The 16,172-nt window shown below is 70.2% G+C and carries 17 protein-coding genes; 16 read left to right on the top strand and 1 reads right to left on the bottom strand.

All coding sequences use genetic code 11. From position 1 onward, the window contains the following. Window positions 1-14 precede the first annotated feature (14 nt). From ACIQTO_RS09090 to ACIQTO_RS09155, 14 genes are all read left to right on the top strand, one after another. The gene (locus ACIQTO_RS09090; protein WP_380576522.1) at window positions 15-659 is read left to right on the top strand and encodes a protein-tyrosine-phosphatase; all 645 of its coding nucleotides are present in this window, start codon (window positions 15-17) and stop codon (window positions 657-659) included. Window positions 660-822: 163 nt separating this feature from the next. Continuing rightward, window positions 823-2,127 carry a serine hydroxymethyltransferase gene (gene glyA / locus ACIQTO_RS09095; protein ID WP_402384933.1) on the top strand — a complete coding sequence of 435 codons (1,305 nt, stop codon included), beginning with the start codon at window positions 823-825 and terminating at the stop codon, window positions 2,125-2,127. A 132-nt stretch (window positions 2,128-2,259) separates the two neighbouring features. Further along, window positions 2,260-3,615: an MraY family glycosyltransferase gene (locus ACIQTO_RS09100; protein ID WP_402384936.1), complete on the top strand. Its 1,356-nt coding sequence runs from the start codon at window positions 2,260-2,262 to the stop codon at window positions 3,613-3,615. A gap of 310 nt (window positions 3,616-3,925) precedes the next feature. Beyond that, window positions 3,926-4,369 (top strand): hypothetical protein, encoded by a 444-nt coding sequence (locus ACIQTO_RS09105; protein ID WP_402384938.1) that lies wholly within the window; start codon window positions 3,926-3,928, stop codon window positions 4,367-4,369. Window positions 4,370-4,654: 285 nt separating this feature from the next. Then, complete coding sequence (gene atpB / locus ACIQTO_RS09110) at window positions 4,655-5,467, top strand: F0F1 ATP synthase subunit A (RefSeq protein ID WP_402384940.1); 813 nt, start codon at window positions 4,655-4,657, stop codon at window positions 5,465-5,467. Window positions 5,468-5,556: 89 nt separating this feature from the next. Then, on the top strand, window positions 5,557-5,799 hold the full coding sequence (gene atpE / locus ACIQTO_RS09115; protein WP_030302757.1) for an ATP synthase F0 subunit C: 243 nt from the start codon (window positions 5,557-5,559) through the stop codon (window positions 5,797-5,799). Window positions 5,800-5,833: 34 nt separating this feature from the next. Next, complete coding sequence (locus tag ACIQTO_RS09120; RefSeq protein WP_380576496.1) at window positions 5,834-6,394, top strand: F0F1 ATP synthase subunit B; 561 nt, start codon at window positions 5,834-5,836, stop codon at window positions 6,392-6,394. Continuing rightward, window positions 6,391-7,206, top strand: a complete 816-nt coding sequence (locus ACIQTO_RS09125) for a F0F1 ATP synthase subunit delta (protein WP_402384945.1) — start codon at window positions 6,391-6,393, stop codon at window positions 7,204-7,206. Before ACIQTO_RS09120 ends, ACIQTO_RS09125 begins: the two co-directional genes overlap by 4 nt. A 151-nt stretch (window positions 7,207-7,357) precedes the next feature. Continuing rightward, window positions 7,358-8,932: a F0F1 ATP synthase subunit alpha gene (atpA, locus tag ACIQTO_RS09130; RefSeq protein WP_402384948.1), complete on the top strand. Its 1,575-nt coding sequence runs from the start codon at window positions 7,358-7,360 to the stop codon at window positions 8,930-8,932. Between the two features lie 32 nt (window positions 8,933-8,964). Beyond that, complete coding sequence (locus ACIQTO_RS09135; RefSeq protein WP_402384950.1) at window positions 8,965-9,879, top strand: F0F1 ATP synthase subunit gamma; 915 nt, start codon at window positions 8,965-8,967, stop codon at window positions 9,877-9,879. Window positions 9,880-9,881: 2 nt separating this feature from the next. After that, window positions 9,882-11,327 (top strand): F0F1 ATP synthase subunit beta, encoded by a 1,446-nt coding sequence (atpD, locus tag ACIQTO_RS09140; RefSeq protein ID WP_402384952.1) that lies wholly within the window; start codon window positions 9,882-9,884, stop codon window positions 11,325-11,327. A 184-nt stretch (window positions 11,328-11,511) separates the two neighbouring features. Further along, on the top strand, window positions 11,512-11,895 hold the full coding sequence (locus tag ACIQTO_RS09145; protein ID WP_402384955.1) for a F0F1 ATP synthase subunit epsilon: 384 nt from the start codon (window positions 11,512-11,514) through the stop codon (window positions 11,893-11,895). 148 nt (window positions 11,896-12,043) lie between these two features. Further along, window positions 12,044-12,544 (top strand): DUF2550 domain-containing protein, encoded by a 501-nt coding sequence (locus tag ACIQTO_RS09150; RefSeq protein WP_030302766.1) that lies wholly within the window; start codon window positions 12,044-12,046, stop codon window positions 12,542-12,544. A gap of 229 nt (window positions 12,545-12,773) precedes the next feature. Next, on the top strand, window positions 12,774-13,346 hold the full coding sequence (locus tag ACIQTO_RS09155; protein WP_402384958.1) for a cob(I)yrinic acid a,c-diamide adenosyltransferase: 573 nt from the start codon (window positions 12,774-12,776) through the stop codon (window positions 13,344-13,346). Between the two features lie 43 nt (window positions 13,347-13,389). On the opposite strand, the gene ACIQTO_RS09160 is transcribed toward ACIQTO_RS09155, so the two are convergent. Further along, window positions 13,390-13,980: a hypothetical protein gene (locus ACIQTO_RS09160; RefSeq protein ID WP_402384960.1), complete on the bottom strand. Its 591-nt coding sequence runs from the start codon at window positions 13,978-13,980 to the stop codon at window positions 13,390-13,392. A 158-nt stretch (window positions 13,981-14,138) separates the two neighbouring features. Here ACIQTO_RS09160 and ACIQTO_RS09165 point away from each other — a divergent pair, with 158 nt between their 5' ends. After that, window positions 14,139-15,350, top strand: coding sequence for a sensor histidine kinase (locus ACIQTO_RS09165; protein ID WP_402384962.1), 1,212 nt, complete (start codon window positions 14,139-14,141; stop codon window positions 15,348-15,350). Next, entirely contained in the window at window positions 15,347-15,997 is a 651-nt protein-coding gene (locus ACIQTO_RS09170; RefSeq protein WP_402384964.1) for a response regulator, read from the top strand. Before ACIQTO_RS09165 ends, ACIQTO_RS09170 begins: the two co-directional genes overlap by 4 nt. Window positions 15,998-16,172: the final 175 nt, after the last annotated feature.

Genomic DNA, 16,172 nt, shown 5'->3' on the forward strand with positions numbered 1-16,172 from the left:
ATGCCGGGCCCGGCATATCGCCGTACCTGAGCGTGGGCCCCAGGCCGCTGGACCACTTCCGGATCCTGTTCGTCTGCACCGGGAACATCTGCCGCTCGCCGATCGCCGAGCGGCTCACCCGGCGTGAGCTGGACACCCGGCTCAGCCCCCGGGTGGCCGGGCGGATCCTGGTGGAGAGCGCCGGCACCTGGGGCCACGAGGGCGCGCCGATGGAGGACCACGCCGCCACGGTGCTGGACGAGTACGGCGCCGACAGCGGCGGCTTCGCCGGCCGCGAGCTGCTCGACGAGCACGTGGTCGAGGCGGACCTGGTGCTCACCGCGACCCTGGACCACCGCGCCCAGGTGATCTCGATGGGCCACGAGGCCGGGCTGCGCACCTTCACCCTGAAGGAGTTCACCCGCCTGGTCCGGACGATAGACCCGGGCACCCTGCCCGACCCGCGCCGCGGCGCCGACGTCACCGAGCGGGCCCGGGCCCTGGTCCGGTCCGCGGCCGCGCTGCGCGGCTGGCTGCTCGCCGCCAGCCCGGAGTCGGACGAGGTCCACGACCCGTACGGCGCGCCGATCGGCATGTTCCGCAACTGCGGCGAGGAGATATTCCACGCGGTCGACCCGGTGGTCACCGCGCTCACCGGGGTGCCCGCGCCGCGCGTCTGAGCGCGGTGCCGGGCGCCGGCGCCCGGCACCGCGGCACCCTCCCGCCACCGTGCCGGAGCAAGGGCGCGCCCGGCCGGGTGCATCGCTCCCGCGTCGGCAGGCCGGTCGCGGGACCCGGTCCTACGCTGGAGACACCTGCCCGACGCTGCCCGGGAGCTCCGCCATGACCGTCACCGATGCCGCGACCGGTTCCTCCCAGACGACCGGGCGGTGGGCGTCCGAAGCGCTGCGCCGGGCCGACCCGCAGCTGGCCGACCTGCTCGCCGCCGAGGCCGAGCGGCGCGCCGAGACGATCCAGCTGCTGGCGGGGGAGAACCTCACCGGCCCGGCCGTGCTGGCCGCCCTGGGCGGCCCGCTGATCGACAAGTACGCCGAGGGCTACCCCGGCCGGCGCCACCACACCGGCTGCGCGCCGGCGGACGCCGCCGAGCTGCTGGCGATCGACCGGGCCCGCGAGCTGTTCGCCGCCCCGCACGCCAACGTCCAGCCGCGCTCGGCCACTTCGGCGATGCTGGCGACGTATGCCGCGCTGCTGCGCCCCGGTGACGTGGTGCTGGCGATGTCACTGGAGCACGGCGGCCACCTCAGCTGCGGCTCGCGCGCCAACTTCTCCGGCCGCTGGTTCGAGTTCATCGGCTACGGGGTGCGCCAGGAGGACGGCCTGCTCGACCTCGACCAGGTCCGCGAACTCGCCCGCCGGCACCGGCCGAAGGCCATCGTGGCCGGCTCGATCTCCTACCCCCGGCACCCGGACTGGGCGGCCTTCCGGGAGATCGCCGAATCGGTGGACGCCTACCTGATCGCCTCCGTCGCGCAGACCACCGGTCTGATCGCGGCGGGCGTGGCGCCCTCCCCGGTGCCCTACGCGGACGTCACCGTGGCCGCCACCCACAAGCTGCTCCGCGGCCCGCGCGGCGGCCTGCTGCTCTCCACCGCCGAGCTGGCCGAGCGGATCGACCGGGCGGTCTTCCCGTTCAGCCAGGGCGGCGCCGCGATGAACGAGGTGGCCGGCAAGGCCGTCGCCCTCGCCGAGGCGGCCACCCCCGGGTACCGCGCCTACGCGCACCGCGCGGTGGCGGGGGCGCGGGTGCTGGCGGCAGGGCTCGCGGAGGCCGGGACGCGCCCGCTGACCGGCGGGACCGACACCCATCTGGTGACGGCCGACGTCCGACCGCTCGGGGTCAGCGGAGCCGAGGCGGAGCGGCGCTGCGCCGCCGCCGGGCTGCTGCTCGGCAAGTGCGCGCTGCCGTACGACTCCGCGCCGCCGTCGGAGGCCTCCGGCATCCGGCTCGGTACCGGCGCCGTCACCACGCAGGGCATGGGGGAGGCCGAACTGGCCGAGATCGCCGCGCTGATCGGACGGCTGCTCGCCCAGGGCACGGACGTCCGGATCGGCGCGCGGGTCCGTGAGATCGCGCGGGCCTTCGCCGCACCCGGCACGGGGGTATCGCACTCTCCTACCCGGTAGGGCGAACCGCGATGCACGCGCCGGGCGTCCGACTCAATAAGGTGTGTGCCGTGGCGACGCACCTCGAACCCCGGACAGGCACGGGAGTACCTTCGGTACCGACCCGTCGGACAGTGACGCAGGAGGCCAGTGGTGCGTGAGTATCTGCTGGTGCTGTTCTGCACGGCGGCCGTCACCTACCTGCTGACCGGCCCGGTCCGGAAGTTCGCGATCGCGGCCGGCGCGATGCCGCCGGTCCGCGCCCGTGACGTGCACCGCGAGCCCACGCCGCGACTGGGCGGCATCGCCATGTTCGGCGGCCTCTGCGCGGGCATCCTGGTCGCCTCCCAGCTGGACAACCTCAGCAAGGTGTTCTCCCAGGGCACCGACATCCGCGCGCTGCTCTCCGGTGCCGGGATCATGTGGCTGCTCGGCGTGCTCGACGACAAGTGGGGCGTGGACGCCCTGGTCAAGCTCGGCGGCCAGATGATCGCCGCCGGTGTGATGGTCTGGCAGGGGGTCACCGTGATCACCCTGCCGGTGCCCGGTGTCGGCGCGGTGGCCGTGAGCCCCACCCAGGGCATGGTCATCTCGGTCACCATGGTCGTCGTCATGGTCAACGCGGTGAACTTCATCGACGGCCTGGACGGTCTGGCCGGCGGCATGGTCTGCATCGCCGCGATGGCCTTCTTCCTGTACTCCTACCGCCTCTGGTACGGCTACACGATCACCGACGCCGCCCCCGCCGTGCTCTTCAGCGTGCTGCTGATCGGCATGTGCCTGGGCTTCCTGGCGCACAATCTGCACCCGGCCCGGATCTTCATGGGCGACTCCGGCTCGATGATGCTCGGCCTGATGCTGGCCGTCGCCGCGATCTCCATCACCGGCCGCGTCGACCCGGACCTCATCACCAGCGAGACCGGTTCGCAGACCGCCACCGTGCACGCCCTGGTCCCGATCTACATCCCGCTGCTGCTGCCGCTGACCGTCATCGCGCTGCCGCTGGCCGACCTGCTGCTCGCCGTGGTCCGCCGCACCTGGGCCGGCCAGTCGCCGTTCGCCGCCGACAAGCGGCACCTGCACCACCGGCTGCTCCAGGTCGGCCACTCGCACAGCCGGGCGGTCCTGATCATGTACTTCTGGGCCGCGCTGATCGCCTTCGGCACCGTCGCCTTCTCGGTCACCAACACCGGCCGCACGGTGGTGCTCACGCTGGCCGGGCTCTGCCTGGTCGGCCTGGTGGTGCTGCTCACCCCGCGCTTCCGCCCGCGGGCGCCGCGGGCGGTGCAGGCCTTCGTGCCGCCGCGCTACCGGCGCCGCAACCCGGGCCGGGCCGTCCCGCAGGCCGCCGAGGGCGATGCCCCGGCCGCCGCTGTCGCGGCCCCGGCACCGATGGCCGAGCTGTCCGCCAAGGACAAGGAACTGCTCGGCGGCGTGGACAAGGGCGGCTCGTCGGCGGTCGGCGGCCGGGGCCACCGCAGTGGTCACGGCAGCGGTCGAGGCCGGTAATACCGGGCGGAAAGCCGTCACTGATACGCCGTCAAGGCCGTTCACCCGTACGGCGGCACGGTTGGGCCGTCAGTGTGACAGGTGCCACACAATCATGGTAAAGCTCTCATCAAATAGTTTGTGATACCGTTCACGAGTACCGAGAACACGCCGAAAGACCTGACAGGTGGAGGACTTCCGTCCCCGGTCGGTCTCCCTCGACGGGCTCGCCGCAGAGCGGCCGGCCTGCGGCGGTCCCTCGGTCCGGTGCCACCCACCACGTTCTGTGCCCGTCCCCCCGCCACATCGACATGCCGCCGGAGCTGCCGACATGCCGTCCAACGACGCGCGGATCCTCCGCGGCGCCGCGATTCCCACTGCGGCCGCCGGGATCATCGCCATGGCGATCTCCTTTGCCGTCGCGGGTGGCAAGGGAGCACTCGGCGCCCTCTTCGGAGCGCTGCTGGTGATGGCCTTCTTCAGCTTCGGCCAGGTCGCGCTCGACCGGCTGACCAGGTCGAACCCGCAGATCATGATGGCTGCCGGGCTCCTGGTCTACACCACGCAGATCCTGCTGGTCGGCATCGTGCTCGCGGTCTTCAAGAACACCGAGCTCTTCAACCGGCAGGCCTTCGCCTTCACGCTGCTGGGCTGCGCCCTGATCTGGACGGCCTTCCAGGTGCGCGGTGCGCTCAAGGCCAAGACCTTCTACGTCGACACCGACGCCTCCGAAAACAAGGGCGACAAGCCCTCCGACTCGGGGCGTCAACAGTGACGAGGCCCAACTGTCCCCCCAACGAGGGGGGCGGTGTTTATGCCGTCCTGACGGGCTGCTATCGTCCGTCGCAACAACGGAGTACGGGAAGAGGCCAGGTCTGTCCGCACGATGGACGGATCGCCCCCCGGATCCTTGCAGTCTTCGATGATCCCGCTGCGGTGCAGAACACTTCCGCGCGGGGTCGGCGAGAAACCCATCAAGTTCCAGTGCCGCACCGTGGCCGCAGGCCACGCCGACACACCGAGGTTGCCGTAACCATGCGTCACGACGAAGGAGTCCGTGGTGAGTGCTGAACTCACGTCCCTCGCCTCAGGCAGTTGCCACTTCGGGGACGCTGGCTGCGGCTTCCCGGCCCCGGGTCTGAACGAGTTCCAGTTCGAGCCGATCTTCTCGATCGGCAGCGTCGACTTCAACAAGCCGATGCTGCTGTCGATCATCGTCTCGCTGCTGGTCATCGTCTTCTTCTGGGCCGCCTTCGCGAAGCCGCGCCTCGTGCCCGGCAAGCTGCAGCTGGTCGGTGAGATCGGCTACGACTTCGTCAAGCGGTCCATCGTGCTGGAGACGATCGGCAAGAAGGGCGAGAAGTACGTCCCGATGCTCGTCTCGATGTTCTTCTTCGTCTGGTTGATGAACATCATGTCGGTCATCCCGTTCGCCCAGTTCCCGGTGACGGCTGCGATCGCGTTCCCGGCCGGCCTCGCGGCCGTCGTCTGGGTCACCTACATGACGCTGACCTTCAAGAAGCACGGCTTCGTCGGCGGTCTGAAGAACCTGTGCTGGCCCTCGGGCATTCCCGGCTGGGTCATGTTCATCCTGGTGCCGATCGAGTTCTTCTCGAACATCTTCGTGCGTCCGTTCACGCTCGCGGTCCGAGCCTTCGCGAACATGTTCGCCGGCCACCTGCTGATCGTGATGTTCTCCATCGCCTCCTGGTACCTGCTCAGCCCGACCCTGGGCGCGCTCTACGGCTCGGCCTCGTTCATCGTCGCCATCGGCCTGACCGCCTTCGAGCTGCTGGTCCAGTTCCTGCAGGCCTACATCTTCGTGATGCTGGCCAGCAGCTACATCGCCGGTGCCCTCGAAGAGGCGCACTGAGCCAGGGGCCTCGGCCCTCCTGAACCACTCCCGGAACGCCCGGTGGCCAATCACCACCGGTACACCATCCCCGCAAAGGACACACTGCAATGAGCATGCTCGCTGAGGTCGGCGTCTACGGTTCCGTCGCTTCGATCGGTTACGGCCTCGCCGCGATCGGCCCCGGCATCGGCGTCGGTCTGATCTTCGGTAACGGCGTGCAGGCCATGGCCCGCCAGCCCGAGGCCGCCGGCCTGATCCGTTCCAACATGTTCATCGGCTTCGCGCTGACCGAGGCGCTCGCCCTCATCGGCATCGTCATGCCGTTCGTCTTCGGCCAGGGCCCCAAGTAACCCCCGCCGTAGACCCTTCGAGGAAGGTCCAGATATGAGCATCGTGGCTCACCTCGCGGAAGAGGGGGAGATCATGAATCCCCTCCTCCCCGCATGGCCCGAGATCATCATCGGCCTGCTCTGCTTCTTCATCGTCTTCGGGATCCTCGGCAAGAAGCTCCTCCCCAGCATCGAGAAGGTGCTGTCGGAGCGCCGGGATGCGATCGAGGGCGGTATGGAGCGCGCCGAGGCCGCTCAGGCTGAGGCCCAGGCCCTGCTTGAGCAGTACCGCGCCGAGCTCGCCGAGGCGCGTCACGAGGCTGCCCGCATCGTCGAGCAGTCCCGTGAGCAGGGCGCTGCCCAGCTCACCGAGATGCGCGAGGAGGGCCAGCGTCAGCGCGAGGCCATCGTCGCCGCCGGTCACGCCCAGATCGAGGCCGACAAGAAGCAGGCGACTGCCGCCCTGCGCCAGGACGTGGGTTCGCTCGCTTCGCAGCTGGCCTCCCGCATCGTGGGTGAGTCCCTTGAGGACCACGCCCGGCAGAGCGGCGTGATTGACCGCTTCCTGGACGAGCTGGAGGCCAAGGCCGCCGTTGCTCAGGGTGCGGCCAAGTGATCGGCGCCAGCCGCGAGGCGCTCGCCGCCGGGCGGCAGAACCTCGAAGCCCTGACCGACTCCACCTCGGTGGACCCGGTCAAGGTGGCCGAGGAGCTCACCGCCGTCACGGTCCTCCTGGACCGTGAGGTGTCGCTGCGCCGCGTCCTGACCGACCCGTCCCGGTCCGGTCAGGACAAGGCTCAGCTGGTCTCCTCGCTGCTGACCGGTCAGGTCTCCGGCGAGACCCTCGACCTGGTCTCCGGCCTGGTCCGCTCCCGCTGGTCGGGCTCGCGTGACCTGGTGGACGCCGTCGAGGAGCTGGCCGCGTACGCCGAGGTCATCGCCGCCGACAAGGCCGGTGTCCTGGACGACGTCGAGGACGAGCTGTTCCGGTTCGGACGGGTGGTGAGCGGCTCGCAGGAGCTGCGCGCCGGCCTGACCGAGCCCAAGGCCGGTGCAGTGGCCAAGGCCGAGCTGATCAAGAAGCTGCTCGGCGGCCGCACCAACCCGGGCAGCGTCCGGCTGGTCACCGCCCTGGTGAACAACCCGCGTGGCCGTAGCCTTGAGCAGGGCCTGGAGTCCTACTCGAAGCTCGCCGCCGCACGTCGCGGGCGCGTGGTGGCCCTGGTCACCACCGCGGTGCCGCTGTCGGACGGCCAGAAGGAGCGCCTGGAGGGTGCTCTCGGCCGGCTGTACAGCCGCCGGGTGCACCTGAACATCGACGTCGACCCCGAGGTCGTCGGCGGTGTCCGGGTCCAGATCGGTGACGAGATCATCGACGGCACCGTGTCGAGCCGCCTCGAAGGCGCTCGCCAGTCGCTCGAAGGCTGAGTACCGAAGCACATCCGACCCTCGGTCGGGAACCGGCTCCACCGGAGCCGGCAAATCGTACGGCCGGTTCGAGAGACCCGGCCGAGAGTCGAATACTTGCGGCCCTCAATGGCGGGCCGAGGATCGCAAACTAGGAGAGCAGGGAAGCCTGATGGCGGAGCTTACGATCCGTCCGGAGGAAATCCGGGACGCGCTGGCCGACTTTGTCCAGTCGTACCAGCCGGACGCCGCCTCGCGTGAAGAGGTCGGCACGGTCACTGACGCGGCGGACGGTATCGCGCATGTCGAGGGTCTGCCCTCGGTCATGGCGAACGAGCTGCTGAAGTTCGAGGACGGCACGCTCGGCCTCGCGCTGAACCTCGACACCCGTGAGATCGGTGTCGTCATCCTCGGTGAGTTCGGCGGCATCGAGGAGGGTCAGACGGTGCGGCGCACCGGCGAGGTCCTCTCCGTGCCGGTCGGCGACGGCTACCTCGGCCGCGTCGTGGACCCGCTGGGCAACGCGATCGACGGTCTGGGCGACATCGCCTCCACCGGCCGTCGCGCCCTGGAGCTGCAGGCCCCCGGCGTCATGGTCCGCAAGTCGGTCCACGAGCCGATGCAGACCGGTATCAAGGCCATCGACGCGATGACCCCGATCGGCCGCGGCCAGCGTCAGCTGATCATCGGCGACCGCCAGACCGGCAAGACCGCGGTGGCGATCGACACGATCATCAACCAGCGCGACAACTGGCGCTCGGGCGACCCGAAGAAGCAGGTCCGCTGCATCTACGTCGCCGTGGGCCAGAAGGGCTCCACCATCGCGTCCGTGCGTGGCGCCCTGGAGGAGGCCGGCGCGCTGGAGTACACCACCATCGTGGCTGCTCCCGCCTCCGACCCGGCCGGCTTCAAGTACCTCGCCCCGTACACCGGTTCGGCCATCGGCCAGGAGTGGATGTACGACGGCAAGCACGTCCTCATCATCTTCGACGACCTGTCGAAGCAGGCCGAGGCGTACCGCTCCGTGTCGCTGCTGCTCCGTCGTCCGCCGGGCCGCGAGGCCTACCCGGGTGACGTCTTCTACCTGCACTCCCGCCTGCTGGAGCGCTGCGCGAAGCTCTCCGACGAGCTGGGCGCGGGCTCGATGACCGGTCTGCCGATCATCGAGACCAAGGCCAACGACGTCTCGGCGTACATCCCGACCAACGTCATCTCGATCACCGACGGCCAGTGCTTCCTGGAGTCCGACCTGTTCAACGCCGGCATCCGCCCGGCCGTGAACGTCGGTATCTCGGTCTCCCGCGTCGGTGGCTCGGCCCAGATCAAGGCCATGAAGTCGGTCGCCGGCCGTCTGCGCCTGGACCTCGCCCAGTACCGTGAGCTGGAGGCGTTCGCCGCTTTCGGTTCCGACCTGGACGCGGCCTCCAAGGCTCAGCTGGAGCGCGGTGCGCGCATGGTCGAGCTGCTCAAGCAGGGCCAGTACCAGCCGTTCCCGGTCGAGGAGCAGGTCGTCTCCATCTGGGCCGGTACCACCGGCAAGCTGGACGACGTCCCGGTCGCGGAGATCCGCCGCTTCGAGCGCGAGTTCCTGGACCACCTGCGCCTGCAGCACAAGAACCTGCTGGCCGGCATCGTCGAGACCTCCAAGCTGGAGGACGGCACCATCGACGCGCTGACCACCGCGATCGGCGCCTTCAAGCAGGGCTTCACCACGGCTGACGGCAAGCTGCTCTCCGAGCAGGCCTGAGTCCGGTAACGAGGGAAAGGACGTAACGACCCATGGGAGCACAGCTTCGGGTCTACAAGCGCCGGATCCGCTCTGTCACCGCGACGAAGAAGATCACCAAGGCGATGGAGATGATCTCCGCGTCGCGCATCGTCAAGGCGCAGCGCGCGGTGGCCGCCTCCACTCCGTACGCCGACGAGCTCACCCGGGCGGTGACGGCGGTGGCCACCCGGTCCAACGCCAAGCACCCGCTCACCACCGAGAACCCGGGCGCCTCGCGTGCCGCCGTCCTGCTGATCACGGCGGACCGCGGCCTGGCGGGCGGTTACTCGACCAACGCCATCAAGCAGGCGGTCGCGCTCAGCGCGAAGCTTCGCGCCGAGGGCAAGGACGTGGTGACGTACATCGTCGGTCGTAAGGGCGTCTCGTACTACAACTTCCGTGACCTCACGGTCGCGGAGTCGTGGACGGGCTTCTCCGACAAGCCGACCTACGGTGACGCGAAGGCCGTCGCGGCCGATCTGATCGAGGCCTTCACGGCCGAGACCGGCGGCGTGGACGAGCTGCACCTGGTGTCGACCAAGTTCGAGTCCATGCTGACTCAGACCGCGGTGGACGCCCGGCTGCTGCCGCTCAAGCTCGACGAGGTCGAGCTCAGCGACGAGTCGAAGGCCACGAACCAGATCTTCCCGCTGTACGACTTCGAGCCGTCGGCCGAGGGCGTCCTCGACGCACTGCTGCCGCGGTACGTCGAGAGCCGGATCTACAACGCGCTGCTGCAGTCCGCCGCTTCGGAGCACGCCGCTCGCCGGCGCGCGATGAAGAGCGCGACGGACAACGCCGGAGAGCTCATCAAGTCGCTCACGCGGCTTGCCAACTCGGCCCGTCAGGCCGAGATCACCCAGGAAATCAGCGAGATCGTCGGCGGTGCCAACGCCCTCGCCGACGCTAGCCGCGGGAGCGAATGAGAATGACCACCACTGTTGAGCCGACCACGGCGACGGGCCGCGTCGCGCGGGTCATCGGCCCGGTCGTCGACGTGGAGTTCCCCGTCGACGCGATTCCCAACATGTTCAACGCCCTGCGGGTCGAGGTCGAGAACCCCGACGGCTCGGGCAAGAAGATCCTGACCCTCGAGGTCGCGCAGCACCTCGGCGACGGCATGGTCCGCGGCATCTCGATGCAGCCGACCGACGGCCTGGTCCGTGGCGCGCAGGTCTCCGACACCGGCAGCGCCATCTCGGTGCCGGTCGGCCAGATCACCAAGGGCAAGGTCTTCAACGCCCTCGGTGAGGTGCTGAACGTCGACAAGGCCGAGTTCGAGGCCGAGGTCAAGGTTCGCTGGCCGATCCACCGCAAGGCCCCGGAGTTCAAGGACCTCGAGTCCAAGACCGAGATGTTCGAGACCGGCATCAAGGTCATCGACCTCCTCACCCCGTACGTCACCGGTGGCAAGATCGGTCTGTTCGGTGGTGCCGGTGTCGGCAAGACCGTTCTGATCCAGGAGATGATCTACCGCGTCGCCGAGAACTTCGGTGGTGTGTCGGTCTTCGCCGGCGTCGGTGAGCGTACCCGTGAGGGCAACGACCTCATCCACGAGATGGTCGACTCGGGCGTTCTGGACAAGACCGCGCTGGTCTTCGGCCAGATGGACGAGCCGCCGGGCACCCGTCTGCGCGTCGCGCTCTCCGCGCTGACCATGGCGGAGTACTTCCGTGACGTCGAGAAGCAGGACGTGCTCCTCTTCATCGACAACATCTTCCGGTTCACCCAGGCCGGTTCCGAGGTGTCGACCCTGCTCGGCCGGATGCCCTCCGCGGTGGGTTACCAGCCGAACCTGGCCGACGAGATGGGCCTCCTGCAGGAGCGCATCACCTCGACCCGTGGTCACTCGATCACCTCGATGCAGGCGATCTACGTCCCCGCGGACGACCTGACCGACCCGGCCCCGGCCACCACCTTCGCCCACCTGGACGCGACGACCGTTCTGTCGCGCCCGATCTCGGAGAAGGGCATCTACCCGGCCGTCGACCCGCTGGACTCCACGTCCCGCATCCTCGACCCGCGGTACATCGCGCAGACCCACTACGAGACGGCCATCCGTATCAAGGGGATCCTGCAGAAGTACAAGGACCTGCAGGACATCATCGCGATCCTCGGTATCGACGAGCTGTCCGAGGACGACAAGGTCACGGTCCACCGTGCCCGTCGGATCGAGCGCTTCCTCTCGCAGAACACCTACGTGGCGAAGCAGTTCACCGGTGTCGAGGGTTCGACCGTGCCGCTCTCGGAGACCATCGAGGCCTTCAACGCGATCGCGGACGGCAAGTACGACGCCGTTCCGGAGCAGGCCTTCTTCATGTGCGGTGGCATCGAGGACCTCGAGAAGAACGCCGCCGAGCTCGCGAAGAAGTAGTCGCGTCCGGTAGCAGCAGCGTGACCGTGAGGGGTGGGCCCCAGCCCTGGGACCCACCCCTCACGTCGCATCGGCTGTGATTCCGGTCAAATCCGTGCCGCCGGTTTCATGCCGGGGGCGCGGGCCCGTTATTCTTACCGAAACTCCCGAGTAATCGGGCGTTGCATGAGCCTAGGAGCCCACGTTGGCTGAGCTGCACGTCGAGCTGGTCGCAGCCGACCGCAAGGTGTGGTCCGGTGCGGCCACCATCGTCGTCGCCCGTACGGCCTCCGGTGACACCGGCATCATGCCGGGTCACACCCCGGTGCTGAGCGTGCTGGAGACCGGTCCGGTCACCATCCGCACCGTGGACGGCGGCACCGTGATCGCCGCTGTGCACGGCGGCTTCATCTCCTTCGCCGACAACAAGCTGTCTCTGCTCGCGGAGATCGCCGAGTTGGCGGACGAGATCGATGTCGCGCGCGCCGAGCGTGCACTGGAGCAGGCGCAGTCGGACCTGGACGAGCACGCCGAGCGACGCGCCGAGGTGCGTCTGTTCGCGGCGCGCGGTCTCAAGGCCCACGCCTGAGTGCGCCGGACCCTGGCTTAGCGGGGTCGACCGACGGTCCCGGGGACGCGTGAGCGTGACCCCGGGACTGTCGTCTCAGTTGGTAGGTCAACGCGGTCGCCTCATACGACCGATACGGGGAACGCGGGTAGCGAGGAGGTAGGTGAGCATGGTCCTCGCCCTTGTGGTGTGCGCGGCGGTCGTTGCGCTGGGTGTGATCGGCCTGGTGGCATTCGCGGTACGACGCCGTGTGATCCAGCGGGTCGGCGGAACGTTCGACTGCAGCTACCGGCTCAAAATGCCCGCCGACGCCTCGACGCAGCCCGACCTCGACGAGAACGGCAAACCCACCTCAGCCCCGGTCCCGCAGACCGACGGCAAGGGGTGGGTTTTTGGTATCGGCCGCTACAGCGGTGACTCGATCGAGTGGTTCCGGGTCTTCTCCTACGCCCCGCGCCCGCGCAAGGTCCTGCCGCGTCGGGAGATCGAGGTGCTCGGCCGGCGCTATCCCGAGGGCCAGGAGGAGCTCGCGCTGCTCTCCGGCTCGGTCGTGCTCCGCTGCCTGCACAATGGCGCCCCGCTGGAGCTGGCGATGAGCGACGACGCCCTGACCGGCTTCCTCGCCTGGCTCGAAGCCGCCCCGCCCGGGCAGAGGGTCAACGTCGCGTAGCGACGAGACCCTCGGGGTGGGGGTCCCCCCGGCCGGAGGCTGGGGGAGGTCAACGTCGCGTAGCGACGAGACCCTCGGGGTGGGGGTCCCCCCGGCCGGAGGCTGGGGGAGGTCAACGTCGCGTAGCGATGGCGCCCCGGAGTGCGGGAGGGCGCGCGTCGCGGGCCGACGGGACCCCGGTCCCCCGGGGGGTTAACGCCGCCTAACCCGGCTCGCTAGTCTGGGCGTCATGGTCAATCTGACGCGCATCTACACCCGTACCGGCGACGACGGCACCACCGCGCTCGGTGACATGAGCCGGACGACCAAGACCGACCCGCGCCTGGTCGCGTACGCCGACACCAACGAGGCCAACGCCGCGATCGGCGTGGCGATCGCCGCCGGGGGCCTCGCCGAGGACATCGCCGCCGTGCTCGTCCGGGTGCAGAACGACCTCTTCGACGTCGGCGCCGACCTGGCGACCCCGGTGGTGGAGGACCCGAAGTACCCGCCGCTGCGGGTGCTGCAGTCCTACATCGACAAGTTGGAGTCGGACTGCGACCACTACCTGGAGTCGCTGGAGAAGCTGCGCAGCTTCATCCTCCCCGGCGGCACGGTCGGGGCGGCCCACCTGCACCTGGCCTGCACGGTGGTGCGGCGGGCCGAGCGGGCCACCTGGGCGGCGATCGAGGAGCACGGGGACACCGTGAACCCGCTGACCGCCAAGTACCTCAACCGGCTCTCCGACCTGCTGTTCATCCTGGCCCGGTCGGCCAACAAGGAGCAGGGCGACGTGCTCTGGGTACCGGGCGAGAACCGCTGAGGCGGCAGGCCCGGCCGGTCGGCCGGGCCGCCGGGGCGGGCCGCTACCGCGGCCGGGGGGTCGTCCGGCCGACCACACGGCCGGCCTCGACGATCGCACCGGCCGGGGCCTCCTTGGGCCAGAGCGAGTAGCAGCCGGCCACGATCACGTTGACCACGGCCGTGATGCCCAGCCGCAGGTACCAGCCGGTGAAGGTGCCGAACTGGGCGGCGCCGTCGGAGAGCGGGACGAGGGCGGTGATCAGCCCCAGGGTGACGGCGGCCGAGACCACGGTGCGCCGGCAGATCCGCCACTCGTGGCGGGTCCGCTCGGGCCCGTACTTGGGCGCGCCCATGGGCTTGGGACCGCCGGCGAAGCGGTACTGGAAGTGCCGGTCGGCCCAGCGGACCAGGGACGGCCCGTAGCCGATGGAGAAGCCCGCGTAGCCGGCGGCCAGCGCGTGGGTCCAGCCGGCCGTGGCGCCGCCGCGCAGGTCGAGCACGGTCAGGGCGAACAGGGTGAGGTCCACCACCGGCAGGCCGACCAGCAGGACGGTGCTCAGGGTGCGAAGGCGCAGCAGGTAGCGGGCGGCGAGGCCGAGGCCGAGGAGGATCCAGAACGCGACCTCGGCCGCGAGGATCAGGGTGACGATCATGGAGTGCTCCCGGGTCGGTCAGCGGTGCCTCCAGCCTGCCCGGTCGGGGCGCGCCGGTCGTCGTCGCCGGAGCCGAACCGGGCCTGCACCTTTCGATGTACGGGGGCTCCTCCCCGGACCGGAGTCGGGGGCCCGGCCGGAGATGATCTGATGGGGCTGTGCGCCGACCCACCCTCACCCCACGCCAGGAGGACCGGGCGATCGCGCTGGCCGGGTTGGCCGGCGGGCTGGTCCTGATCGCCTCCAAGGTCTACGACCACTCCGAGGGCGTGCCGCGCTGGATGGTGCTGCCGCCGCTGCTGGTCATCGCCGGGCTGGAGCTGTTCCGGCGCAGCCGTCCGATCCTGACGGTGGCGCTCGGCGGAGTGGTCTTCGCGGTGAGCATCTTCACCGGTGCGCTGATCGCGACCACCATCATGTACACCGATCTGCTGTACGCCGCGGTGCTCTACGGCAGTCCGCGGATGTCCCGCGTCCTGCACCTGACCGGTGCCGGCTCGGTGGTCGTGCTGAGCAGCCTGTCCTTCCTGTACAGCGACGCCCCGACGGCACTGGCCGTCGTGGTCATCACCACGCTGATCTTCCTCGGACCGGTCTGGACGGGCGACGTGGTGCGCAAGCACCGGGAGGAGGCGGAGACCCAGCGGCTGCGCGCCGAGCAGACCGCGCTGCTCTCCGAGATGGACCGGCGTCAGGCGGTGGTCGGTGAACGGGCGCGGATGGCGCGGGAGTTGCACGACGTGGTGGCCAACCACCTGTCCGCCATCGCGATCCACGCCACCGGAGCCCAGTCGGTGGCCCGGCGTCAGCGGCGCTCCGAGGAGGATCCGCTGGTGGCGGCCCTGGGGGTGATCCGGGAGAACAGCGTGCAGGGATTGGCCGAAATGCGCCGCATGATCGGGCTGCTGCGCGAGAGCGGCGGCGGCGAGGCCGACGAGTCGTACGCCGCGCCCGACCTGGACGCGGTGGACGCGCTGCTGGCCAAGGCCCGGGAGGCGGGCCGGGCCGTGGAGCTGGACTTCGACCTCACGGAGCGTGGCGAGCGCGGGGAGCTGGCGGTGCCGGTCGGGCTGGCGGCGTACCGGATCGTGCAGGAGTCGCTCACCAACGCGCTCAAGCACGCCGGCCCGGGGCAGGTCCGGGTGCTGCTGGAGTACCGGCCGCGGGAGCTGTGGATCGCCGTGGACAGCCCGTACCGCACCGACGTGGCCCGGGGGCTGCCCGGCGCCCGGGCGGGGATGGTCGGCATGCGGGAACGGGCCGGGCTGCTCGGCGGCAGCTTCGAGGCCGGCCCGGACGGGGACTGCTGGAGCGTACGCGCGGTGCTGCCGCGGGAACTGATGACCGGGGAAGGAGAACGGCGGACATGACGATTCGGGTGCTGGTGGCCGAGGACCAGGCGGCGGTCCGGGCGGCGTTGGTGATGATCCTCGGGGCCGAGCCGGACCTGGAGGTGGTCGGGCAGGCCGCGGACGGCGAGGAGGCGGTGCGGCTGGCCCTGGAGCTGCGGCCCGACGTCGTCCTGATGGACGTGCAGATGCCCCGGCTGGACGGCGTCTCGGCGACCGGCCAGGTGGTGGCCGCCGGGGCCGCCCAGGTGCTGGTGCTGACCACCTTCGACCTGGACGAGTACGTCTACGGCGCGCTGCGGGCCGGCGCTGCGGGCTTCCTGCTGAAGGACCTGGAGGCGGACACCCTGGTCGAGGGCATCCGCACGGTGGCGCGCGGGGACGGCATGCTGGCGCCCTCGGTGACCAGGCGGCTGATCGGCACCTTCGCCCGCCCCGGGCGCACGGTCGGGCCCGAGGTGCGGGAGTCGGTGTCGGGGCTCACCCCGCGTGAGCGGGAGGTGCTGGCGTGCATCGGGGCCGGGCTGTCGAACGGCGAGATCGCCGGGCGGCTGGAGATGGCCGAGGGGACCACCAAGACGCACGTCAGCCGGATCCTCGCCAAGCTGCGGCTGCGCAGCCGGGTGCAGGCGGCGATCCTCGCGCAGGACCTCGGTCTGACGATCTGAGCGGCGGCCCTCCGGTATCGGGGCAGGTCAGTCAGTCGCAGATCACACTCCCGGATGACACCACGGCGGGCGGAAGGGCATTAGAGTCCGGCGCATGAGCGGCGCGGCTCACAAGCGGGTGATCCCTGCGCTGAGCCGCCTTCAGGGCCCGCCCGCAGGGCGGCGACGGCATCCG

Origin of the sequence: Kitasatospora sp. NPDC091207, assembly GCF_044768625.1 — a bacterium.
In the GTDB taxonomy this organism is placed as follows: domain Bacteria; phylum Actinomycetota; class Actinomycetes; order Streptomycetales; family Streptomycetaceae; genus Kitasatospora.